Origin of the sequence: Neoroseomonas terrae, assembly GCF_018129025.1 — a bacterium.
Taxonomy (GTDB): Bacteria; Pseudomonadota; Alphaproteobacteria; order Acetobacterales; family Acetobacteraceae; genus Neoroseomonas; species Neoroseomonas terrae.
The window spans coordinates 69,336-90,666 of the sequence record NZ_JAAEDI010000010.1 but is presented as its reverse complement, the minus strand read 5'-3'; the positions used below and the strand labels follow the sequence as shown (position 1 = coordinate 90,666).

The following is a 21,331-nucleotide window of genomic DNA, read 5'->3' as shown; positions in this document are numbered from 1 at the left end:
GACCGGTTGATGGACCTTGCCCGCGTGCTGCGGTCGAAGAATTCCGGCCCCTTCGAGATCACCTTCGACGTGATCTTCGACGACGATGCGGTCTATGAGCGCGTCAAGGGCAGCCAGGCGCTGCACACAGCGCGCATGGCCGAGCTGTTCGGCGTGCCGGTGGACGATGTGATCGTCTGCATGTTCTTCGACCCGGCGCGTGCCTTCAAGCTTACCCTGAAGCGCGGCTGGGCGCAGGGCAGCGTGGGGGAGCGCGACACCTTCGGCGCGCAGCAGCACGCGCCGCTGCTGGAACTGATGATTCCATGATTATCCCGGCGTTGCTGCCGGGTCGCTTGCCATCGTCGGGAGGAACGTAAAGACAATGATCACACGGCGTCTGCTGCCGGGGCTGCTGGCCGGTGCGGCCCTGGCGGTGCCTCGCATCCTCCGCGCGCAGGAGGTGTTTCCCTCGCGGCCCATCCGCATGGTGGTGGGCTTCCCCGCCGGCCAGGCGACCGACATCGGGGCGCGCGTCATCGCGGCGAAGATGACCGCCGGGCTCGGCGTGCCGGTGGTCGTGGACAATCGGCCGGGCGCGACGGGCATCATGGCGCATGACATCGTCAAGGCGGCGGCGCCCGATGGCTACACGCTGCAGATGGCGTCGAGCGGCACGCTTGCGATCAACCCCACGCTGTTCCGCAATCTCTCCTACGATCCGCTGCGCGACCACACCGCCATCGCACTGGTCAACACCAGCCCGATGTTCCTCGTCGCCACGAATGAGATCCCTGTGCGCACGCTGACCGAGATGATCGCGTATGTACGCGCGCGGCCTGGGCAGGTCTCCTACGGGTCGGGCGGCAGCGGCACCACGGCCCATATCGGGATGGAGATGCTGAAGCAGGCAGCGAACATCGACATGCTGCACGTGCCCTATCGGGGCTCGCCGCCTATGGTGACCGACCTCATCGCCGGCCGGGTCCAATTCGCCTTCGACAGTTCGAGCTCCATGCTGCCTCATATCGTCGCGGGCCGTGTGCGCGCGATCGCGAGCAGCAGCCAGCAGCGCAGTGATCGCGCTCCGGATATCCCGACCGTTGCCGAATCAGGCTTTCCGGAGTTTCTCGCGCTGACCTGGGCGGGGCTGGTGGGACCCGCCAACATGCCGCCGGAGATCGTGCAGCGCTTGAATGCCGAGGTGAACCGCGCCATGGCGCAGCCCGACGTCATCGCACACTACACCAGCCTCGCCTCCACGCTTGTCGGCGGCACGCCCGCCGAGTTCCGGACCTTCCTGGAATCGGAAATCCATCGCTGGGCTGGCGCGGTGCGCGCATCCGGCGCGCAGGTGGACTGACCCGCCATGGATGAGGAGCAGCGCCCGGTCCGCGTCACGCTGATGCGCGGCGGCACGAGCAAGGGGTTATACTTCCGGAGCGACGATCTGCCGCCCGCTGGTGCCGAGCGTGACGCGGTGCTGAAGGCGCTGATCGGTAGCGAGGATCTGCTTCAGATCGACGGGCTGGGCGGGTCCCGCCTTGTGACGGCCAAGCTCGCGATCATCGGGCCGTCGTCACGGCCCGATGCGGATGTCGACTACACCTACGGCATTGTCCCGCCGGGCCGCGGCATCGTCGTCTACACCAGCAATTGCGGGAACATCTCGGCGGGTGTCGGTCCGTTCGCCATCGATGAGGGCATGGTGGCGGCGCGCGATCCGGTCACGACGGTTCGCATCCACAACACCAACACCGGCAAGCTGCTGGTGGCGCATGTGCCGGTGCAGGGCCGGCGTGCGAAGGTGAAGGGTGATTTCACCATTCCTGGTGTGCCCGGCAGTGGCGCCGAGATCTTTCTGGACTACAGCGGGACGGCCGGCGCCAAGACAGGGCGCACGCTGCCGACCGGCGCCGCCACCGATACGCTGACGATGGAGGATGGCCGCAGCTTCCGCGTCACCTTGGGCGATGTCGCCAACCCCGCCGTCTTTGTTGCGGCCGAGGAGCTTGGTCTGACCGGCAGCGAGTTGCCCGACGCCATCAATGCGGATTCCGCACTGATCGCGACGCTGCTGGAGTTGCGCGGCCGGGCGGCGGCAATGATGGGCCTCGCGCCCGATTGGCGTTCCGCCGAGGCCGTGACCCCCGCCTTGCCGATGGTCATGCTGGTGGCGCCGCCCGCCAGCTATGCCGATGCGCAGGAGCGGGCGGTCGATGCGGAAGCGCTGGACCTGCGCGCGCGGATGATTTTCTACAATCGCTGCCACGAAAGCATGCCCGGGACGGGATCGATGTGCCTGGCAGCGATGTCGCGCATTCCCGGCACCGTGGTGCGCGACGCCATGCGCATGCGCAACGCCGACAGTCTGCGGATCGGCCATCCGCTCGGCGTCATGGAGGTTGTCGTGCGCGCTGCCGATGCCCCGGGGGAGCCACGCTTCGAGAGGCTTGGCTTCGGCCGGACGGCACGGCGGCTGATGCAGGGCACGGCATTCGTCATGACGTGACAGGCTTTCCTCCGCGGCGCCCGACGCCTAAGCTTATCACTAAAGCTGATAAGTCCATGGAGGAAGACGCCTTGCCTGCGCCCCCGCCACCCAGTGAGCGGTTGTTGACGTCGATTGGCATCGGGTTGCCGGAGCTGGAGACCTTCCTCGCTGTCGTGAACGAGGGCAGCTTCAGCCAGGCCGCTCGCCGCCTGAATCTGTCGCAGCCTGCGGTCACGGCGCGGGTACAAAAGCTTGAGCAGGTTCTGGACATACGGCTGCTGAACCGCACGACCCGCAGAATTGAACCGACGTCGGCGGGTGCTCGTCTGGCCTTGGAGGCGGGCCAAGCCTTGCGCGGGTTACAGCGCCTTGTTGCCCAGATGCTGGTGGAAAGCGGCAAGGCGCGGAGCCGCGTCACGGTCGCGGCGACGCCTATGGTAGCCGCGCTGCTGTTGCCCAGCGTGCTGCAGAGGTTTCATGCCCAGCATCCGGATATGGCTGTCGTCCTGCGCGACCTGCGACACTTCGACGCGCTGGAGAGCGTTGATAGGGGGGAGTGCGACCTCGCCGTTCTCGCACTCGACGAACCACTGCCCCGCTTCCGCTTCGAAGTATTGATGGATGACGAGGTGGTGGCATTGGCGCCGGCGGGGCATGCGCTCGCTACGCGGGGTTCGATAACTCTGGCGGAACTCGCCTCCCATCCGGTGATGATTTTGGAACAGTATGTGGGCATCCTGGCGCAGATCGAGCAGGCCTGCACTGCCCAGGGGCTGCACTTCGCGCCGAGTGGCGCCGCAGCGAATCTGCAGACCATTCTTGGGATGGTGGATGCCGGCGCGGGGCTGGCGGTGCTGCCCCGCGTTATGGCCGCACGAAGTCGCTCGGAGCCGCGCCACTGCCTCGAAATCGAGGGCGTCATGCTGCGACGGCGATACGGTATCCTAACGCTTAAGGAGCGGACCTTGAGCATGGCGGCACGAAACTTCGGCGAATTCCTCCGCGGCGAATGGATTCTGCCTACCAAGTTGCCGCATGCCACTGGTTGAGTAATCGCGGCTCGCGCCACGACCCAGGCAGAGCGACCAGCGATACCGCCGGCTCCGGAGGAGCCTATTCGGCGGCAACCATGGACACGGCTGATCCTGTCGTACCGAGTTCATGCCGGATGGCCGGAATAATCCGCTCACCCCACAGTTCGATCTGCCGCAACGTCGCGCGCGTGTCGAAATCGCCCGGCTGCACCTGAATTGCCACGTGCTTCGGCTTCAGGATGCGGATCTCTTCAACCATCCGCTCGATGACGCGGTCGATGCTACCTACCGGCAGGTTCGCGCGCATCTGCCGCAGCGGGATGTCGTTCGGGCTCTCCTCCTCCCGCACCAGGAAACCGTCGTCGGAATGGGCGCGGCGGAGCTTCAGTGCTTCCGAGATGCGGCGCTGGTACCGTGCATTCTCCAGGTAGCTGTCAATCTCCGCATCGCTGTCGCTCGCGAAGGCGCAGCGCAGCAGGCCGATACGGGTGTCGTCGACGTTCCGGCCCTCCTTCTCCGCGATCCCTGACAGCGTCGCGCGCATCTGCTGCAGCTTCTCCGTGCCTTGCAGCAGCGCGGTGACGAACAACGAATGGCCCTCGCGCATGGCCAGCGCCTGCGTGTCGGGATTGCCCGTCGCGATCCAGATCGGCGGCATCGGTTTTTGCACCGCGCGCATGCTGATCGACGTCAGCGGCAAGTGCAGGTGCTTGCCCTCATAGCTGAAGCCCTTCTGCGTCATGCCAGCCTTCAGCACGTCAAGGAACTCCTGGAAGATTGCCGGCGCATCTTCGATCTTCACGCCGAAGCGCTCGAACTCGTAGTTCTGGTAGCCGGAGCCGATGCCGAGTTCGAGCCGCCCGTTCGAGATGGCGTCGCAGAAGCCGGCTTCGGCCAGCAGGCGGGCCGGGTGGTACATGGGCAGCACGCAGACCGCGCTGCCGAGCCGGATGCGCTTCGTCAGCCCCGCCATGTGCGAGACCATCATCAGCGGCGAGGGGCACAACCCGTAGTTGGAGAAGTGATGCTCGGCATACCAGGCCGTGTCGAAGCCCGCCTGGTCGGCGGCGACGGTCTGATCGACCGCGGCGCGCAACACTTGGTCAGAGGTCTGATGGTAGCCGCGCTGCTGCATCAGGATGAATATGCCGAATTCCATGGACCCTGCTCCCTTCCCAGAGCCCCACGCTAGACCCTGGTCATTGTGCGCAACAATAATGTATCAGATCACAGTATCTTTGCATTCTACGTAAAGGTTGAGCAATGCGGCGCCTCCAGAGCATGGAACTCTTCGCCAGCGCGGTGCGTGAAGGCAGCTTCTCCGCCGCCGGTCGGCGCGCTGGGCTTTCTCCCGCTGCGGTGTCGCGGCAGATAGCGGCGCTCGAAGCAGGCCTGAACGTGCAACTGTTGAACCGCACGAGCCGCTCGCTGAGCCTGACCGATGCTGGGCGCGAATACCTCCTTAGGCTGGAGCCGATCCTGCAGGACATCGCTGACGCTGAAGCGGCCGCGGCTGCATTGCAGGCGACGCCGCGCGGCACGCTGCGGGTCCATTCGCGACTGATGTTCGGCATGCGGGTGGTCGCACCGCTGATCCCCGCCTTTCAGGTGCGCTACCCGGAACTGCGCGTCGAGTTGCGCCTGACCGAGCATGCGGCGCGCCTGCCGGAGGAGGAGGTGGACATCGATCTTCGCCTCAGCCCGTCGCCCGACGCGGCGCTGATGCAGCGGCGGCTCCTGCGATGTGAACGCCTGCTGGTGGCGAGCCCGGACTATCTGGCCCGGATGCCGGCGGTCACTCTGCCGCGGGACCTCCGCTCCCAGCGCTGCCTCACCTATTGGCAGGGCCCTGACGACGCGGTCTGGCGGTTTCTGAGTCAGGGCGTCCTCGAGGAACTAACCATCTCGGCGCATTTCACCACGAATAATGGCGAGGTGCTGCGGAGCATGGCGTTGGCCGGCCACGGCATCGCTCTGCTCGACGACTACACCGTTCGCGCCGATCTTGCCGCCCAGAAGCTGGTCCGGCTGCTGCCTGGCATGCAAGTGAGCAATACCGGGTTCGACCTGGGCATCTATGCGGTTTTTCGCCAGGCCAGCATGATGCCGGCCAAGACACGGGTGTTCCTGGACTTCCTGGCCAACGCTGTGCGCGATAATTGACCGGCCGGTCAGTCACTGTCTAGATGGCGACATCGAAGATGGAGGAAATCGTCATGGCGTTTCGCATGCATCGCCGTGCCGCGATCAGCGCCGCCGCCACCCTGCTCGCCGGCGCCCCGGCGCTGGCGCAGTCCCGACCGATCCGCTTCGTCGTTCCCTACGGAGCCGGCAGCGGGCCCGACCTCTTTGCCCGGCAGTTCGCACAAGGCTTCTCCACCCGCATCGATGCGCCGGTCGTGGTCGATAATCGAGGGGGCGCCACCACGATCATCGGCGCGGAGTTCGTCGCGAGCGCGCCGCCGGATGGGCAGACCCTGTTCATGGGCACCTCCACGACCTTCCTGACCAACCCGTTCCTGTTCCGCCGCCTGCCCTATGCGCTGGCGCAGTTCCAGCCGATCTCGCTGCTCATTCGCACCCGGCTTGCGCTCTACGCCAATGTCGACCTTCCGGCGAATGACGTCGCGGGTGTCGTTGCCCTCGCCAAGGCCGCGCGCGCCCCGATGCATTACGGCATCACGGGCCGCGGCAATTCCACGCATCTGACGGGCGAGGCCCTTCAGATCGCTGCCGGGATCACACTGATGGACGTGCCCTACCGAGGGACCGGCCCGATGCAGCAAGGCATTGTGCGCAACGACCTTCCACTGGCGATCGACGGGATCCCCGCCTGGCTCAGCCTTGCCGCGGAACGTCGCGTGAAGGTCATCGCAGTCACGGGAGACAGTCGCGTCGGCGCCCTGCCGCAGGTGCCGACCTTTACGGAAGCCGGACTCAGCGACCTCGGCCGGCAGCATTGGTACGGGCTGTTCGGTCCGGCCGGCATGCCGGCGCCGCTCCTTGCCCGGCTCAACGCCGCGGCCATCGACACGATGCGGGACGTCGCGCTGTGGCAGAACCTGGTGCATGAGGGCGGCGTCATCGAGACCAACAGCCCTGACGCCTTCGCCACGATGATCGAGGAGGAGAAGGAGATGTGGGGCGCCATCATCCGCCGCGTCGGTATCACACTGGAATGAGCTTCGGTGGCGCGGCGCACGGCGCCATGCGACACTGACCGCCTGGTCGGAAGCAGGGCAGTTTGATGGCGCGTGCAGCAGCAGTGAAGGCGGTATCGGGCGAAATGTCCGATGCGAGCGACCGGATGGGCCAGATACTGTCGGAATCCGCGCGGCTGTTCGCGACGAAGGGCTATGACGGCACCTCGATGCGCGACATCGCCGAGGCCTGCGGCATCTCGAAGTCCCTGCTCTATCACCACTTCACCGATAAGGACGAGATCTACGCGCGGATCGCGCTCGGCTCGACCCAGCGCCTGTTTGAATTCGTGGAGGAGCGGCTGCCCGAGGGCGGCACGCCGCCCGAGCGCGTGCGCGCCTTCATGACGGCAACCGGCGACTACTTCCAGCGCTACCGGTCGAACTGGATCGCGTCCACTGCCGCCTTCTGGAGCGATCCCGAGCTGCGCCGCCACAAGGAACGCATGATGTGGCGCGACCGGTATGAGGGGCTGATCCGCCGTCTGATCCAAGACGCCATCAATTCCGGCGATTTCCGCCCGGTCGACGTGCCGCTCACGGGACGGCTTGTGCTGTCCTCGCTGAACTGGATGCACCGGTGGTATAGGCCCGAGAAGGGGCTGACCCCGGCGCAGATCGCCGATTCCTACTATGACCTGATTTTCAACGGGCTGAAGGCGGAGTAGGCGCTACTAGGGCCTCAGTCCGATGTGGCGGACCAGCGCGCCCCACCGAGCGTATTCCGACGCAAGCAAGGTGCGGAAGGCAGTGCGGGTCGATGCCTTCCATCTGTAGCGCTGCGCGACCATCTGCGCGGTCAGCCCATCGCTGCGCAGCCCGGTGCGCGTCGCCCTGAGGGGCGGCGATGAGGATGCATATCGACGGCCATTGCGCCTGGGCGCGCGCATGTGCTGGCACGCCCAGCCCGATCGCGCCGTCCGCGAGCACATGCCTGCCGAAGCGAAACATGCGCCGTTCCTCTTGCCGCTTCCTTCGTTGCTGAATGTCGTGCCACCGCCCGCTCGGTCCAGGCACCAGCCGTATTGCGCACAGAGAGACGGCGCGGTAGGACTTTGCTGACCGACCGGTCAGCGACAGCGCACCGGCGGAATGCAAGGGAAGGAAAGCGGCCATGGCCGAGGATATCCTCAAGTTCGAGGTCTCCGACCACATCGCGCTCATCACGCTGAATCGGCCGCCGGTGAACGCGCTGAACCGGGCCATGCGCGACGCGATCATCGAGGCATTCGATGCCGTCTCCGAGCGCGAGGACATTCGCGTTGCCGTCCTGACCGGCGCCGGCAAGACCTTCTGCGCCGGTGCGGACCTCAAGGACCGCCCGGACCCCACGAAGACCGGCGCGTTCCTGGACCACAACCGCGTCACGCGCGAGACGGGCAACGCCATCCGCGAATGCGCGAAGCCGGTGATCGCGGCGGTCAACGGCGCCGCACTCGGCGCCGGCATGGGGCTGATGGCGGCCTGCGACATCTACCTCGCCGCCGAGGACGCCGCCTTCGGCATGCCCGAGATCGACGTGGGCCTGGCCGGTGGCGGCGCGATGCTGCGCACGATCTTCGGCCGCTCGGCGATGCGCACCATGATGTACACGGGCTGGCGCCTGACCGGCGCGGAGCTCTACCGCCGCGGCATCATCGAGAAGGCATTGCCGCGCGAGGAGCTTCTGGCGGAAGCGATGCGATATGCCGATTGCATCGCAAACAAGAGCCCGCTTGCGATCAACTACGCGAAGACCTCTGCCAACATGGTGGATCTGATGCCGCAGCGCGACGCCTATCGCTTCGAGCAGAACTTTACCTTCGCCCTGTCCAAGACAGAGGACGCGAAGGAAGCCCGCACCGCCGTCATCGAGAAGCGCAAGCCCAACTTCAAGGGGCGCTGAACCGTGGCGCCACTCGGTGCCGGCCTCGAGGCCATCTTCGCCCCCAAGTCGATCGCGATCATCGGCGCGTCGCAGGATGCGACGAAGATCGGCGGGCGCCCGGTGGAACTGCTGCGCCGCTTCGGCTTCCCCGGCACGATTTACCCGGTGAATCCGCGCGCGACCGAGGTGCAGGGGCTACCCGCCTTCCCCACGGTCGACGCGATCCCGGAGGCGCCGGACCTCGCCATCATCTCCGTCGCGGCGGAGGCCGCGCCGGATGCGCTCGACGCCTGCGCGGCGAAGGGGGTGAAGGCGGCGGTGATCTTCTCCTCCGGCTTCGCGGAGCTCGGCGAAGCCGGGCTCGCCATGCAGGACAGGCTGCGTGCGACAGCGCTGCGCAGCGGCATGCGCGTGTTGGGGCCGAACTGCCTGGGCGCGGCCTCCGTCGCGGAACGCACTATCGCGACCTTCTCCGTCGTGCTGGAGAACGGGTTGCCACCGGTTGGGCCGCTCGGCATCGCATCCCAGAGCGGCAACATCGGCAGCTACACCGCGCTGCTGGCGCGTGAGCGCGGCATCGGTGCCAGCCGGTTCATCACCACCGGCAATGAATGCGACGTCGACATCGCGGACTGCATCGCCTTCCTCGCACAGGATGACGCGACGAAGGTGATCCTTTGCGTGCTCGAAACCTGCCGCGACGCCCCCCGCCTGACCGGAGCGCTGGAGATGGCGCGCGCGGCCGGCAAGCCGGTAATCGTACTGAAGATCGGCGCGTCGGAAGCGGGCCAAGCGGCGGCAGCGTCGCATACCGGCGCGCTGGCCGGGTCGGATGCGGTGTTCGACGCGGTGTTCCGCCGTGCCGGCGCTGTGCGCGTGCATAGCGTGGAGCAGCTGCTCGACCTCGGCCACGCTGCTGCAGTGCTGGGCGACCGGTTGCCCAAGGGCCGGCGGACCATGCTGCTGACCGCCTCGGGCGGCTTCGGCGTGCTGCTGGCGGATGCGGCCTCAGCCGCCGGCTTGTCCCTGCCCTCGCCAGCCGAGGCGACGCAGCGACGCATCCTTGACGTCGTGCCTTACGCATCGCCGCGCAATCCGGTGGATGCGACGGCGCAGATGTCGAGCCGACCAGAGATCCTGGAAGCGATCCTCGCGGCGCTGCTCGAGGACGATGCGTGCGATGCATTGCTGATTCTGATGTCGGCGTCGCTCTATCTGCCGCGGCTGCGGAACGTGTACATGCCGACGCTGCGCGCGGTGCGGGAGAAGCACCCGGACAAGGTCGTGATGCTGGCGGTGCATGGTCCGCCCGACGCAGTCGCAGAACTGACGGCCATGGGCTTCCCGGTGGTGGACGGTGTCGGGCCTTCGACGCAGACGCTGGCCGGGCTCTGCGACATCGCGGCCGCGCGGACGCTGCCACCGCTGCCGGCGACGCTGCCGCCGGCACCGCCGGTCGACGCCGTGGCGTTGCGCACCGAGGCGGGAACGAAGCAGGTGCTTGCCGCAGCCGGCGTGCCGGTGCTGCCGGAACGCGTCGTCGCCAGCGCCGCCGAGGCCACACAGGCGGCGACCGCCATGGGCTTCCCGGTGGTGCTGAAGATCGTGTCGCCCGACCTGCCGCACAAGACGGAGGTCGGTGGCGTCGTACTCGGGCTGGACAGTGCCGTGGCCGTCGCCGCGGCACATGACGCGATGCTGGAGCGGGTGCGCGGCGCTGCGCCGTCCGCGCGCATCGACGGCGTGCTGGTCTCGCCGATGGTGCGCGGTGGGACGGAAATGATCCTGGGCGCCAAGCGCGATCCGGTCTTCGGACCAGTCGTACTAGTCGGCCTCGGCGGCGTCTTCGCCGAGGTGATCCAGGACGTCGCCGTGCGTCCCGCACCGGTGGACGAGGCCGAGGCGATGGCGATGCTGCGCAGCCTCAAGGCCTTCGCTGTGCTGGACGGGGCGCGGGGCCGGCCGAAGGCCGACCTCGCCGCGGCTGCGTCGGCCATTGCGGCGCTGTCGCGCTTCGCGGCGCAGCATGCCGCGGACATCGCTGAGATCGACATCAATCCGCTGCTGGTGCGAGCGGCGGGGGACGGTGCGGTGGCGCTGGATGCGCTGATCGTGCCCGCTGCGAGCTGAACGGGGGAAACGATGGACTTGCGGGACATGACGCTGGCGGGGCGCGTCGCCCTCATCACCGGCGCGGGCAACGGGATCGGCCGGGCGACGGCTCTGCGCATGGCGGCGACGGGTGCGGTGGTCGGCGTGAACGACCTCAAGCAGGAATTCGTCGATGCGACCGTCGCGGCCATCGAGGCGGCGGGCGGCAAGGCCATCGGCATCGCGCAGAATGTCGGGTCACGCGACGGCATGCGTCTGGCGGTGCTGGGTCTCGCGGAGCGCGCCGGGCGCCTCGACGTGCTGGTGAACAATGCCGCCTGGGTGCGGTACCAGGCGGTGCCGGACATCGCGCCGGAGACCGTGGACCGCATGGTCGAGGTCGGCTTCAAATCGGTGATCTGGGGCATCCAGGCGGCTGCCGAGGCGATGGACGCGGAACGCGGCGGCGCGATCATCAACGTCGCCTCGACCGCGGGGCTGCGCTCGACGCCGTCCTCGATCGTCTACAGCGGCATCAAGGCCGGCGTCATGGGCATCACCCGCGCGGCGGCGGCGGATCTTGGGTCGCGCGGCATCCGCGTGAATGCCATCGCGCCCTCCGCCGTGCCGACAGAAGGCACGCAGAAGCACCGCACGGCTGAGAAGGATCAGAAGCGCATCGCGCGCACGCCGCTCGGCCGCCTCGGCACGGTGGACGACATCGCCAAGGCGATCTGCTTCCTCGCCACCGACCAGGCGAGCTTCGTCACCGGTCAGGTGCTGGCCGTGGATGGCGGGATCACCACGACCAACATCTGACACGACTGACGCCGCGCGGCGTTACCGCGCGGCGGGCGTCACTGCGGTGGGGTTGTTTCGCTCGTCCATCCGGGCCTCGTAGGTCAGGTCTGAGCGCATCGCCCACAACGCGTTCTGCAGGTAGAGTGGCACCAGCATGCGGTCATCGAGCGCGACGGTGCTGGCGCGGCGCAGCAGGTCCTCGCGCTTCGCATCGTCCATCTCGACCTCGGCCTGGGCAACCAGCGTATCCATTGCGGGGTTGGAGTACAGCAGGCGGTTCGCCGCGCCATGGCCGCGATCGCGGTCCGGCGTGCGCAGCACCGAGTTCAGCAGGACCGAGACCTCGCCGGTCGAATTGCCCCAGGTCAGCAAGGCGGCCGGCGCCTCGCGCCGCGTCGCGCGGCCGATGAATGTTGCATAGGGCTGAGCCTCGATCGTCGTGCGTACGCCGATGCGCGTCCACATTTGACCGACCGCCTGCACCACGCGTGCATCGTTCATGTAGCGGTCGTTGGAACCCATCAGCGTGAGCTGGAACCCCTGCGGATACCCGGCTTCGGTCAGTAGCCGGCGCGCTGCGGCGGCATCGGCGGCAGGTACCGGACGATCCGGTATGTAGCTGTAGGCGTCCGGCGGCATGAATTGCGCGGTCGCCAATGCAGCGCCTTCCATCACGCGTTCGACGAGCTGGCGCCGGTCGATCGCCAGATCGAGAGCCTGGCGCACGCGTGGATCGGCGAGCGGGTTGCGGTCGCCTGTTGCGGTCAGCAGCGGAACCGGCGGCTGCCGTGTGCCATCCAGCGTGATATACATGACCCGTAAACTCGTGGTCTCCGCGACATGGAAGCGGCTGTCACGGCGCAGCCGTTCTAGGTCGCTAGTCGAGATCTGGTCGATGATGTCGACATCACCCGACAGCAGCGCCGCTGTGCGCGCTGCATCGTTGGTAATCATGCGGTAGGTCAGGTGGGCCCAGTGCGGCTTCGGGCCCCAGTACTGGTCGTTGCGTTCCATGACTATGCGGTCGCCATTCGCGTGCGAGACCAGCCGAAAAGGACCGGTGCCGATCGCTGACTTGCCGCTGTTGAAGTCGGCCGTTGTGGCCTCGGCATGCAGCCGGCGGCTGACGATCATCACTTGGGAGAGGTAGGTCGGCAGCAGTGGCGCCGGGCCGGCGGTGTGCATGCGCACGGTGCGGTCATCGACGATCTCCAGGCGCTGCACGGGCCGGATCATCGTGGAAAAGGAGGCGCCCGGACCACGCATCTGCGGGATGCGCTCGAAGGTGTAAGCAATATCATCAGTCGTTAGGGGTGTGCCGTCGTGGAAGCGGACATTCTCGCGCAGCCGGAACTCCCACACCGTGTCGCTCAGCGCGCGCCAGCTCTCGGCGAGGCCTGGTCGCAGCGCAGCGCGGGCATCGGTCACGACCAAGCTATCGAATAGCATCTGCCCGACTTCGTTGTTCGACCGGAGCAGGTGATAGTGCGGGTCGAGCGAGGAGACGGGGGCACCGACGCCCATCGTCAGGGTCTGCGCGCCGGCCAGGGCGGCCGTCCACGGCAGTGCGGCCAGGCCGAGCAGCCAGCGGCGATTGATGCGAAGCATCAGGCGATCTCCTCTCCTAAAGGCGCTAGGCGCGCCTGACCGTTCGGTCAATTTACGTGAAATCTAGGGCCGGACGCCGTGCGCCGCAAGCCGCGTGGGCAGCGCGATATACGCGCGCGGACGCGGGTCTTGCAGGATCGCATCTGCAACGCCAGTATGCTTCTCATGACTGACCGGTCGATCAGTGCATGCTGACGAACCGGCCGGCGCGGGAAGGAAAACAGTCATGGCCAGTTCCGAAAGCCGCCTGACCATAGCAGCGACGCGACGTAGGGCTCTGCTCGGCGCCGCAATCGTCATTCCCGCATCCGCATCCAGCGCGTTCGCCCAATCCTATCCCTCGCGGCCGATCCGGATGATCGTTCCCTTCGTACCAGGCGGCGGCGCCGATTTGAACGCCCGACAGGTCGCCGAGCCGCTGGCCGCCGTGCTGGGTCAGCCCATCGTCGTCGAGAACCGTGGCGGCGCCGGCGGCACCATCGGTACCGTCGCGGTCGCTCAGGCTCCAGCCGATGGCTACACGCTGCTGTACGGTACGCCGGGCCCGCTGATCACGAACCGCCACCTGATGGCGTCGCTGCCTTACGATCCAGACCGCGACTTCGCGCCGGTCAGCCTGCTGACGCGCGGTACCTATGTCATGGCCGTAAGCCGCGATGTGCCTGCGCGCAGTGTCTCGGAGATCATCGCACTGGCCAAGGCGCGGCCGGGCGAGCTGAGCTTCGCGAGTTCCGGCGTCGGCGCCGGTAGTCACCTCGCCGGCGAGCTGCTCTGCATGGAGGCCGGCATCCGCATGTCGCACGTGCCGTATCGCGGCACGGGGCCGGCGCTCCAAGACGTGGCGGCCGGGCGCGTGACGATGTCGATTGATTCCTATGGCCCGATGGTCCCTCTGCTGCAATCTGGTCATCTGCGCGCCATCGGGGTGACCAGCGCGCAACGTCAGGCGGATCTGCCCGATGTGCCGACCATCGCTGAGACGATCCCGGCCTTCGAGGTCGGCGTCATCAACTACATCTGCGTGCGCTCAGGCACGCCGACACCGATCATCCGGCGCTTGAACGAGGCGCTGGTGCAAGTCCTCGCCGATCCGGAACTGAAGGCGCGCATGCAGGCTTCGGGGTCGAGCCCGCCCGTCTCCAGCACGCCCGAGGAGCTCGGCACGATGCTGCGCAACGAATCCGCGAAATGGGGCGAAGTGATTCGCCGCGCCGGCATCCAGGCCGGCTGACGCTTTCAATCAGGGAAACCACAACGCAATGTCATCCGATGTCGTGACGCTCGAAGTCTCCGATTACGTCGGCCTCGTCACGCTGAATCGGCCGCCGGTGAATGCGGTCAATTCCGAGGTTCGCGACCGCATCATCCAGATATTCGATCTGGCCAATGACCGCGACGACATCCGCGTGCTGGTGCTGACGGGACAGGGCAAGATCTTCTCGGCGGGTGCCGACCTGAAGCAGCGACCGGATCCGACGATCCCCGGCGCCTACTGGCACCACAACCGCATCACGCGCGAGACCAACAACGCGATCCGCGAATGCGCGAAGCCCGTTGTCGCAGCCGTGAACGGCGCGGCGCTCGGCGCCGGCTTCGGGCTGATGACAGCCTGCGACATCATGATGGCCTCCGAGACCGCCTATTTCTCGATGCCGGAGATCGACGTCGGCCTCGCTGGCGGCGCAGCGATGGCGAATGAGTTCTTCACGCGATCCTTCGCGCGCCGCCTGATGTTTACCGGCGACAGGCTGCCGGCGTCGGAATTGTACCGTCTCGGGGTTCTGGATTCCGTCTGGAAGCCGGAGGAACTGGTGCCCGAGGCCATGAAGATGGCGGCGCGCATCGCGGCGAAGAGCCCGCTCGGCATCAAGTACGCCAAGACCAGCTGCAACATGGTGGAGCTGATGCCGCCCAAGGACGCCTATCGCTTCGAGCAGAACTTCACCTACGAGCTGTCCAAGACCGAGGACGCGAAAGAGGCCCGCGCTGCGCAGCTCGAGAAGCGCAAGCCGGTCTTCAAGGGGCGCTGACATGGTGGACTACGACGCCTTCCGCGAGGAAGTCCGCGACTTCGCAATGACGCGCTGCCCGCCGGAGATCCGCGCGGTCGTTGCGACCTATCGCAAGTTGTCGCGCAAGATCTGGTATCCCTGGCAGAAGATCCTGTTCGAGCACGGCTGGGGGGCGCCGGGCTGGCCGAAGCAGTATGGCGGCACCGGATGGGACCTGAAGCAGCGCCACATCTTCGACGAGGTGATGGCGGAATGCGATTGCCCGCCGCAGTACCATCACGGTCTGCGGCACCTCGGCCCCGTCATCATCGAATACGGGTCGGAGGAGCAAAAGCAGCGCTTTCTGCCGGGCATCCTCAACGGAAAGGACTGGTGGTGCCAGGGCTATTCGGAGCCCAATGCCGGGTCGGATCTGGCATCGCTGCGCACCGCGGCGCGGCGCGAGGGCGACGACTATGTCGTCGAGGGCCAGAAGACCTGGACATCCCATGCGCAGGAGGCGGATTGGATGTACACGCTGGTGCGTACCTCGAAGGAGGCGAAGAAGCAGCAGGGCATCAGCCTGTTGCTGATTCCGCTGAGCTCGCCGGGCATCACCATCCGTCCGATCCGCACCATCGATGGCTGGCACCATGTGAACGAGGTCTTCCTCGACAATGTTCGCGTGCCGGTGGCGAACCGCGTGGGCGAGGAAGGCCAGGGCTGGACCTACGGGAAGTTCCTGCTGGAGCGCGAGCGGCTCGGCGGGGCGAATGTCGCTCCGGCGATGAGGAACCTCGAGCGTACGCGTGCCCTGCTTGCGGAGGAACTTGCTGCACCGCGGCATGCGCAGAAGCGCAGCCTGCTGGAAGAGCGCCTGCTGCTCGCCGAGGCCGAGCTGCGCGGTGCGCAGGCGCTGGGCCAGGAAGCCATCGCGGCGACGATGGAAGGCCGATCGCTCGGGCTGTTGCCATCCGTGTTGAAGCTGTCGACCAGCGTGACCTATCAGCATGTCGGCGAGATCGCGCTGGATGCCGTGGGTGAGCGCTTGGCGCCGCGCTTCCGCCCGACCGATGCCTCGGGCGCCAATGCCGAGGCGCCGGGCATCGAGTGGGTGCAGAACTACATGTATGGCCGCGTCCGTACGATCTACGGCGGCAGCAGCGAAGTGCAGAAGAACGTTATCGCCAAGCAGCTCTTCGGGTCCTGACGCCATGCCCTTCACAGCGAAACCCATCATCGGCGGCGACGCCTTCGATCAGGCTTGCAAGATCGGGCTGGAGGTGGATGGCGAGCTCGCGCAGCTCGCCGACGCCGCCGACCAGGCGGCGTGTCTGCGACGGCACTGGGACGCCATCACCGCGCTGGGCTGGATCACGACAGCGATCGCGGAGGATTCAGGCGGCGCGGGCGGGGACCTGTCGGATCTCGCTGCTCTCGTGGGCGGTGCGGGCCGAGGCGGCCTGCCGCTGCCGGTCGTGGCGTCCTGCGGCGTGTTGCCATACCTGCTGGCGGATCAGCCGCCGCTGTTGTCGGCGCTGGCCGAAGGGCGCTTCCGCATCGCCCTGATTCCGGCTGAGGCTGCGCGCGACGACGAAGCCGACGCGCTACGTCTGACGGATGGCCGCCTGACCGGCGCCGCTGTCGGCATCGAGACGCCACCCGATCCGACGCACGCGCTGATCGTGGTGGGTGATGCGCTTATGCTGATCGCGACTGATGCGCCGGGCGTGGCCATCACCCGCTACCAGCGCATCGACGGTCGGCCCTCCGCCGATTGGCGGTTCACCGCTGGCGCGGGCGAGACGCTCGCATGCGGCGGCGAAGTCACTCGCCGCGCCGCGGAGGCGCGTGACGTCGGTGCCTTGCTGACCTGCATCGAATCCGTCTCAGCCGCCGGCGCGCTGCTGGAGCAGACGATCGACTACCTTCTCAACCGCGTGCAGTTCGGTGTGCCCCTCGCGACGCATCAGGCGCTGCGCCATCGCGTCGCCGAGATGTATGTGGAGTACGAGAACCTTCGCGGCCTGGTAACGCATGCGCTGCGCAGCACCGCGGCCGGCGCGCCGGATGCCTGGCGTGACATCGCCTTTGCCAAGCTGCGGCTCGGCGAGGCCGGCCGCTTCATCGCCCAATCCACCATCCAGTGCCATGGCGGCATGGGCATGACCGAAGGGCTCCAGGCGATCCGCCTCGCGCGCCGCATCATGATGGCCGAGTTCGAGTATGGCGACCGTAGTTTCCATGCACAGCGCCTAATCGCCACGGCGGCCTGAGGGACGATCCATGCACCCGCTGGAAAAGATGTTCAGGCCGCGGTCGATCGCGGTCGTCGGCGCGTCGGGCGACCCGGAAAAGCTTGGCGGTCGAACGCTGCTACATCTCAAGGAACTCGGCTATCAGGGCCGCATCTACCCGATCAATGTGAGCGCGACCGAGGTGCAGGGCCTGCCCGCCTGGCCGAGCGTCGCCGACCTGCCGGAGACGCCCGACAGCGCGCTCATCCTGTTGCCGGCGAAGCATGTCGCGAAGGCCATCGACGATTGCGCCGCGAAGGGTGTGAAGCATGTGCAGGTTCTGTCCTCCGGTTTCGCGGAGGAGGGCGGCGAGGGTGTCGCCATGCAGGCGGCGCTTGCGGAGCAGGCGCGCGCGCATGGCATCCGGCTGACGGGGCCAAATTGCCTCGGCAGCATTTCCCCGCCCGACGGCTTCTTCGGGACCTTCTCGAGTCTCCTTGCGACGGCGAAGCCACCACCCGGCAGCGTTGGCGTCGCGACGCAATCCGGCGCCTATGGGTCGCATATCTACGCGGTGGCAGGCTTCCGCGGCATTGGCATCAGCCGCGCCATCGCCACCGGCAACGAGGTGGACATCGATGTTGCGGAGGCCATCGACTACCTGGTCGAGGACCCCGGTACGCGCGTCATCTGCGCCTCGCTCGAAGGGTGCAGCAATGGCGAGGGCCTCCGCCGCGCGCTGCTGAAGGCTGCCGCCAGCCGCAAGCCGGTCATCATCATGAAGGTCGGCAGCACGGAGGTGGGCGCGGCCGCCGCGGCGACGCATACGGGCTCGCTGGCCGGCGAGGACCGCGTCATTGACGCGGTGTTCCGCGAATGCGGCGCCCTGCGCGTCTCCTCCATCGAGGAGATGTTGGACGTCGCCTATGTCTGCTCCATTGCGCCGCTGCCGCCGGTGGCGAGCGCGGGCATTGTCAGCGTGTCGGGCGGCATCGGCGTGCTCATGGCCGATGCCTGCATCGAGGCCGGCCTGTCCGTGCCCCCACTGGCAACCGAGGCGCTCGATGCCGTCCGAGCCGTGCAGCCTATGGCTGGTGGGCGGAACCCGATCGATACGACAGCCCAGCTCGCGGGCCGGCTGCATGTGATCGAGACGATCAGCCAGTCCATGATGGGTGGCGCCGATCTTGGAGCGATCTTCTTCTATCTCGCCCATCTCGGCCGTGACCTCCGCCGCTTCCCGAAGATCGAGGGCGCCTTCCTCGCGCTCCGGCGCAATCAGCCGGACCGAACGGTCGTTGCCGTCATGACCCATATCGACGAGGTCCGCCAACAACTCGAGGCCCAGGGCGTGCCTGTCTTCGAGGACCCCACACGGGCAGTGCGGGCCGTGGCGGGGGCTTCGGGCCTGCGCCGGCTGCAGACCGAAGCCCAGCCCATCCCCGATGTCGAGCAAGCCGAGCCGCTCGGCCTCGGCATCGCCAATGAGGCGCAGGCCAAGGCGCTGATCGCTGCGGCGGGCCTTCCCGTGTTGCCCGAACACGCCTGCACCACGGCGGATGACGCCGCCGCGGTGGCGGATCGCCTTGGCTATCCGGTGGTGATGAAGATCCTGTCCGACGACATCCCGCATAAGACGGAGATCGGCGGCGTGTTGCTGAACGTCGTGGATGCCGGTGCCGTCCGCAGCGGCTTTGCCACGCTGATGAACCGCGCGCGCAGCGCACGTCCGGACGCAAAGCTGGATGGCGTGCTGGTCGCACCGATGATGCGGGGTGGCGTAGAGACGATCATCGGCACGCTGACCGACCCGGTCTTCGGCCCGATGGTGATGTTCGGCCTCGGTGGCGTGGCCGTCGAGCTGTTCCGCGACGTGGCTTTCGCCTCCGCGCCGCTAATGCCGGAGCGTGCTGAGAGACTGATCGACGCCTCGCGCGGCGCAACACTGCTGAAGGGCTGGCGCGGCGGCCCGTCGCTCGACCGCGCGGCGCTGGTCGACGCCCTCTGCGCCCTCTCGCGCTTCGCTGCCGCCCATCGGGGTGAGATCGACAGCGTCGAGGTCAACCCATTCCTGGTGCGCGAGAGCGGCGCCTGCGCGCTCGATGCGTTGATCGCCTTCAAGCCAGGGCACGGAACGGGGAAGCCGACATGACCACGACAACCCGGCGCAGCCTGCTCGCCGCACCGCTCGTTCTGGGCCTGACCAGCCGCGCGCGGGCGCAGGGCCGCCCGATCCGCATCGTCGTGCCGTTCAACGGCGGCAGCGAGCCGGACATCCTGGCGCGCCGCCTGGCGAATGCGATGCAGCCCATCCTCGACCAGCCGGTGGTCGTGGACAATCGCAGCGGTGGCAATACGGTGATCGCCGCGCAGCATGTCGCGCAGCAGCGGCCGGACGGCGAGACGATCCTGCTGACCTCCTCCTCCACCTTCGCGACGCTGCCCAACCTCTACTCGACGCCGCCGGTGCGGCTCGAGCAGTTCGAGCCGATGACCATGGCAATGCGCGCGCATATGGTCCTCTACGTCAGCAAGGATGCGCCGGACACCATACCGGAGCTGATCACCTGGGCGAATGCGCAGCCGCAACCGATCCTCTATGGCGCCAATGCAGGCGCGATCGGCCATCTCTGCGGCGAGCGGATGAAGCAGGTGACGGGCATTCGCATGTCGGACGTGTCCTATCGCGGCTCGCTCGGTATGCAGCAATTGCTGATGACGGGTGACATCAAGCTGGCCTTCGACGGCGTGCCGGCGCATGCCGAGATGGTGGCGGCGGGGCGTATCAAGGCGCTCGGCATCACCGCCGACCGTGAGGTTCCGATGCTGCCCGGTGTGCGGCCGCTGGCCGACCAGGGTTATGGCAACATCGCCATCTCCTACTGGTACGGTGCCTTCGCACCAAAGGGGACGCCGCGGCCGATTCTGATGCGCCAGATCGAGGCCCTGCATCGCGCGCAGCGCGCCGAGGCGCTGGTCAACCAGTTTGCCGCCCAGGGGGCCGATCTCGTCGGCAACAACCCGGACGAGTTTCGCACCATGATCGAGAATGAGCGCGAGAGCTGGGGCACGTTGATCCGCGCCATCAACTTGCGGCTCGACTGATGCGCATCACCCGCATAGGCACCACGAAGGACCGTCTCGGCGAAGGCCCGATCTGGGATGCCGAGACGCAGCGGCTGTTCTGGATCGATTCCCTCGGCGGTGTCGTGCATCGCCTCGATCCGTCGACCGGCGAAGTGGAGGACTTCGCCGTTCCTGCGCCCATCGGGTCGATGTCGTTGCGTGCGGATGGCGGCGCGATCCTGTCCCTGAAGGACGGGTTCCACCGCCACGACTTCACCACCGGGGAAACAACACTCCTCGCGCCGCTCGGGCTGGACAACCCGGACGTCCGGTTGAACGACGGCAAGACCGACCGGCAAGGCCGCTTCCTCGCCGGGACGATGCATCTGCATCGCCGGGAGGAGGACCCCGTAATCGGCGGCCTCTTCCGGCTGGATCCGAATGGCGGGGCGACCTTGCTCGCCGACGACATCGCGACCTCCAACGGTCCGTGCTTCAGCCCCGACGGGCGGACCTTCTACTTCGCGGACAGCTCGCGCCAGACGATCTGGGCCTTCGACTACGACACGGAGACCGGCACGCCGCGCAACAAGCGTACCTTCGTCGATCTGAAGCCACTTGGCACGGCACCCGATGGCGCGACGGTAGACGCGGAAGGGTATCTCTGGTCCTGCCTCATCCGGACGAGCACGATCGCGCGCTTCGATCCGAGCGGTCGCATGGTCCAGCAGATTGCGTTCCCGATCCGCTATCCGACCAGCCTGGCCTTCGGCGGCGCGAACCTGGATGTGCTGTATGTAACGTCCATTTCTAAAAGCGTCCGCTTCGAGGATCCAGCGGAGGAAGCCGGTGGGCTGCTCGCGATCGAGGGACTGGCGGCGATCGGCTTGGCAGAACCGCGCTGCCGACTCTGAGGGCGCCGGGTTCTGCGGCGCAGCCCTCATGTTCCCAATCGGCGCGCGC

General features: G+C 67.2%; 19 protein-coding genes. 17 read left to right on the top strand and 2 right to left on the bottom strand.

Annotation, left to right across the window (positions count from 1 at the left end; genetic code table 11):
- The first annotated feature begins 9 nt into the window (after positions 1 to 9).
- Genes GXW78_RS10775 through GXW78_RS10760 form a run of 4 tightly spaced genes read left to right on the top strand, consistent with a single transcriptional unit; the run spans position 10 to position 3,522 of the window.
- Positions 10 to 309, top strand: coding sequence for a DUF4387 domain-containing protein (locus GXW78_RS10775; RefSeq protein WP_211868637.1), 300 nt, complete (start codon positions 10 to 12; stop codon positions 307 to 309).
- A gap of 55 nt (positions 310 to 364) precedes the next feature.
- Complete coding sequence (locus GXW78_RS10770) at positions 365 to 1,342, top strand: Bug family tripartite tricarboxylate transporter substrate binding protein (RefSeq protein WP_211868635.1); 978 nt, start codon at positions 365 to 367, stop codon at positions 1,340 to 1,342.
- A 6-nt stretch (positions 1,343 to 1,348) separates the two neighbouring features.
- Positions 1,349 to 2,491: a 2-methylaconitate cis-trans isomerase PrpF family protein gene (locus GXW78_RS10765; RefSeq protein ID WP_211868633.1), complete on the top strand. Its 1,143-nt coding sequence runs from the start codon at positions 1,349 to 1,351 to the stop codon at positions 2,489 to 2,491.
- A 56-nt stretch (positions 2,492 to 2,547) separates the two neighbouring features.
- A complete protein-coding gene (locus tag GXW78_RS10760; RefSeq protein ID WP_211868632.1) occupies positions 2,548 to 3,522 on the top strand; it encodes a LysR family transcriptional regulator in 975 nt (324 codons plus the stop codon).
- A 64-nt stretch (positions 3,523 to 3,586) separates the two neighbouring features.
- Here GXW78_RS10760 and GXW78_RS10755 read toward each other — a convergent pair whose 3' ends face one another.
- Complete coding sequence (locus GXW78_RS10755; RefSeq protein WP_211868630.1) at positions 3,587 to 4,666, bottom strand: LLM class flavin-dependent oxidoreductase; 1,080 nt, start codon at positions 4,664 to 4,666, stop codon at positions 3,587 to 3,589.
- Between the two features lie 122 nt (positions 4,667 to 4,788).
- On the opposite strand from GXW78_RS10755, the gene GXW78_RS10750 reads away from it, so the two are divergent.
- From GXW78_RS10750 to GXW78_RS10725, 6 genes are all read left to right on the top strand, one after another.
- Positions 4,789 to 5,670 (top strand): LysR family transcriptional regulator, encoded by an 882-nt coding sequence (locus tag GXW78_RS10750; RefSeq protein WP_211868628.1) that lies wholly within the window; start codon positions 4,789 to 4,791, stop codon positions 5,668 to 5,670.
- A 53-nt stretch (positions 5,671 to 5,723) separates the two neighbouring features.
- Entirely contained in the window at positions 5,724 to 6,689 is a 966-nt protein-coding gene (locus tag GXW78_RS10745) for a Bug family tripartite tricarboxylate transporter substrate binding protein (protein ID WP_211868626.1), read from the top strand.
- Between the two features lie 65 nt (positions 6,690 to 6,754).
- Positions 6,755 to 7,375 carry a TetR/AcrR family transcriptional regulator gene (locus GXW78_RS10740; protein ID WP_211868624.1) on the top strand — a complete coding sequence of 207 codons (621 nt, stop codon included), beginning with the start codon at positions 6,755 to 6,757 and terminating at the stop codon, positions 7,373 to 7,375.
- Positions 7,376 to 7,821: 446 nt separating this feature from the next.
- Complete coding sequence (locus GXW78_RS10735; RefSeq protein WP_211868622.1) at positions 7,822 to 8,592, top strand: enoyl-CoA hydratase/isomerase family protein; 771 nt, start codon at positions 7,822 to 7,824, stop codon at positions 8,590 to 8,592.
- 3 nt (positions 8,593 to 8,595) lie between these two features.
- Positions 8,596 to 10,704: an acetate--CoA ligase family protein gene (locus tag GXW78_RS10730; RefSeq protein WP_211868620.1), complete on the top strand. Its 2,109-nt coding sequence runs from the start codon at positions 8,596 to 8,598 to the stop codon at positions 10,702 to 10,704.
- A gap of 12 nt (positions 10,705 to 10,716) precedes the next feature.
- Positions 10,717 to 11,484, top strand: a complete 768-nt coding sequence (locus GXW78_RS10725; protein WP_211868618.1) for an SDR family NAD(P)-dependent oxidoreductase — start codon at positions 10,717 to 10,719, stop codon at positions 11,482 to 11,484.
- Positions 11,485 to 11,505: 21 nt separating this feature from the next.
- Here the strand turns inward: GXW78_RS10725 and GXW78_RS10720 are convergent, their stop codons facing one another.
- Positions 11,506 to 13,074 (bottom strand): ABC transporter substrate-binding protein, encoded by a 1,569-nt coding sequence (locus GXW78_RS10720; RefSeq protein ID WP_211868616.1) that lies wholly within the window; start codon positions 13,072 to 13,074, stop codon positions 11,506 to 11,508.
- Positions 13,075 to 13,300: 226 nt separating this feature from the next.
- On the opposite strand from GXW78_RS10720, the gene GXW78_RS10715 reads away from it, so the two are divergent.
- The 7 genes from GXW78_RS10715 to GXW78_RS10685 are packed head-to-tail and all read left to right on the top strand — an operon-like array spanning position 13,301 to position 21,282.
- Positions 13,301 to 14,305 carry a Bug family tripartite tricarboxylate transporter substrate binding protein gene (locus GXW78_RS10715; RefSeq protein ID WP_211868614.1) on the top strand — a complete coding sequence of 335 codons (1,005 nt, stop codon included), beginning with the start codon at positions 13,301 to 13,303 and terminating at the stop codon, positions 14,303 to 14,305.
- A gap of 28 nt (positions 14,306 to 14,333) precedes the next feature.
- Positions 14,334 to 15,104 (top strand): enoyl-CoA hydratase/isomerase family protein, encoded by a 771-nt coding sequence (locus GXW78_RS10710; RefSeq protein ID WP_211868613.1) that lies wholly within the window; start codon positions 14,334 to 14,336, stop codon positions 15,102 to 15,104.
- Between the two features lies 1 nt (position 15,105).
- Positions 15,106 to 16,275 carry an acyl-CoA dehydrogenase family protein gene (locus GXW78_RS10705; protein ID WP_211868611.1) on the top strand — a complete coding sequence of 390 codons (1,170 nt, stop codon included), beginning with the start codon at positions 15,106 to 15,108 and terminating at the stop codon, positions 16,273 to 16,275.
- Between the two features lie 4 nt (positions 16,276 to 16,279).
- Entirely contained in the window at positions 16,280 to 17,341 is a 1,062-nt protein-coding gene (locus tag GXW78_RS10700; protein ID WP_211868609.1) for an acyl-CoA dehydrogenase family protein, read from the top strand.
- Positions 17,342 to 17,351: 10 nt separating this feature from the next.
- On the top strand, positions 17,352 to 19,454 hold the full coding sequence (locus GXW78_RS10695; RefSeq protein ID WP_211868607.1) for an acetate--CoA ligase family protein: 2,103 nt from the start codon (positions 17,352 to 17,354) through the stop codon (positions 19,452 to 19,454).
- Positions 19,451 to 20,407, top strand: coding sequence for a Bug family tripartite tricarboxylate transporter substrate binding protein (locus GXW78_RS10690; RefSeq protein WP_211868605.1), 957 nt, complete (start codon positions 19,451 to 19,453; stop codon positions 20,405 to 20,407). The genes GXW78_RS10695 and GXW78_RS10690 overlap by 4 nt, the downstream gene beginning before the upstream one ends.
- A complete protein-coding gene (locus tag GXW78_RS10685; RefSeq protein WP_211868603.1) occupies positions 20,407 to 21,282 on the top strand; it encodes an SMP-30/gluconolactonase/LRE family protein in 876 nt (291 codons plus the stop codon). Before GXW78_RS10690 ends, GXW78_RS10685 begins: the two co-directional genes overlap by 1 nt.
- Positions 21,283 to 21,331: the final 49 nt, after the last annotated feature.

Bases quoted from the DNA above. Each gene is read 5' to 3' on its own strand.
- GXW78_RS10750 (WP_211868628.1), top strand. From the start codon at position 4,789: ATGGAACTCTTCGCCAGCGCGGTGCGTGAAGGCAGCTTCTCCGCCGCC.
- GXW78_RS10695 (WP_211868607.1), top strand. From the start codon at position 17,352: ATGCACCCGCTGGAAAAGATGTTCAGGCCGCGGTCGATCGCGGTCGTC.
- GXW78_RS10720 (WP_211868616.1), bottom strand. From the start codon at position 13,074: ATGCTTCGCATCAATCGCCGCTGGCTGCTCGGCCTGGCCGCACTGCCG.
- GXW78_RS10685 (WP_211868603.1), top strand. From the start codon at position 20,407: ATGCGCATCACCCGCATAGGCACCACGAAGGACCGTCTCGGCGAAGGC.
- GXW78_RS10715 (WP_211868614.1), top strand. From the start codon at position 13,301: ATGGCCAGTTCCGAAAGCCGCCTGACCATAGCAGCGACGCGACGTAGG.
- GXW78_RS10705 (WP_211868611.1), top strand. From the start codon at position 15,106: ATGGTGGACTACGACGCCTTCCGCGAGGAAGTCCGCGACTTCGCAATG.
- GXW78_RS10770 (WP_211868635.1), top strand. From the start codon at position 365: ATGATCACACGGCGTCTGCTGCCGGGGCTGCTGGCCGGTGCGGCCCTG.
- GXW78_RS10740 (WP_211868624.1), top strand. From the start codon at position 6,755: ATGGCGCGTGCAGCAGCAGTGAAGGCGGTATCGGGCGAAATGTCCGAT.
- GXW78_RS10775 (WP_211868637.1), top strand. From the start codon at position 10: ATGGACCTTGCCCGCGTGCTGCGGTCGAAGAATTCCGGCCCCTTCGAG.
- GXW78_RS10710 (WP_211868613.1), top strand. From the start codon at position 14,334: ATGTCATCCGATGTCGTGACGCTCGAAGTCTCCGATTACGTCGGCCTC.
- GXW78_RS10745 (WP_211868626.1), top strand. From the start codon at position 5,724: ATGGCGTTTCGCATGCATCGCCGTGCCGCGATCAGCGCCGCCGCCACC.
- GXW78_RS10735 (WP_211868622.1), top strand. From the start codon at position 7,822: ATGGCCGAGGATATCCTCAAGTTCGAGGTCTCCGACCACATCGCGCTC.
- GXW78_RS10690 (WP_211868605.1), top strand. From the start codon at position 19,451: ATGACCACGACAACCCGGCGCAGCCTGCTCGCCGCACCGCTCGTTCTG.
- GXW78_RS10760 (WP_211868632.1), top strand. From the start codon at position 2,548: ATGGAGGAAGACGCCTTGCCTGCGCCCCCGCCACCCAGTGAGCGGTTG.
- GXW78_RS10700 (WP_211868609.1), top strand. From the start codon at position 16,280: ATGCCCTTCACAGCGAAACCCATCATCGGCGGCGACGCCTTCGATCAG.
- GXW78_RS10725 (WP_211868618.1), top strand. From the start codon at position 10,717: ATGGACTTGCGGGACATGACGCTGGCGGGGCGCGTCGCCCTCATCACC.
- GXW78_RS10765 (WP_211868633.1), top strand. From the start codon at position 1,349: ATGGATGAGGAGCAGCGCCCGGTCCGCGTCACGCTGATGCGCGGCGGC.
- GXW78_RS10755 (WP_211868630.1), bottom strand. From the start codon at position 4,666: ATGGAATTCGGCATATTCATCCTGATGCAGCAGCGCGGCTACCATCAG.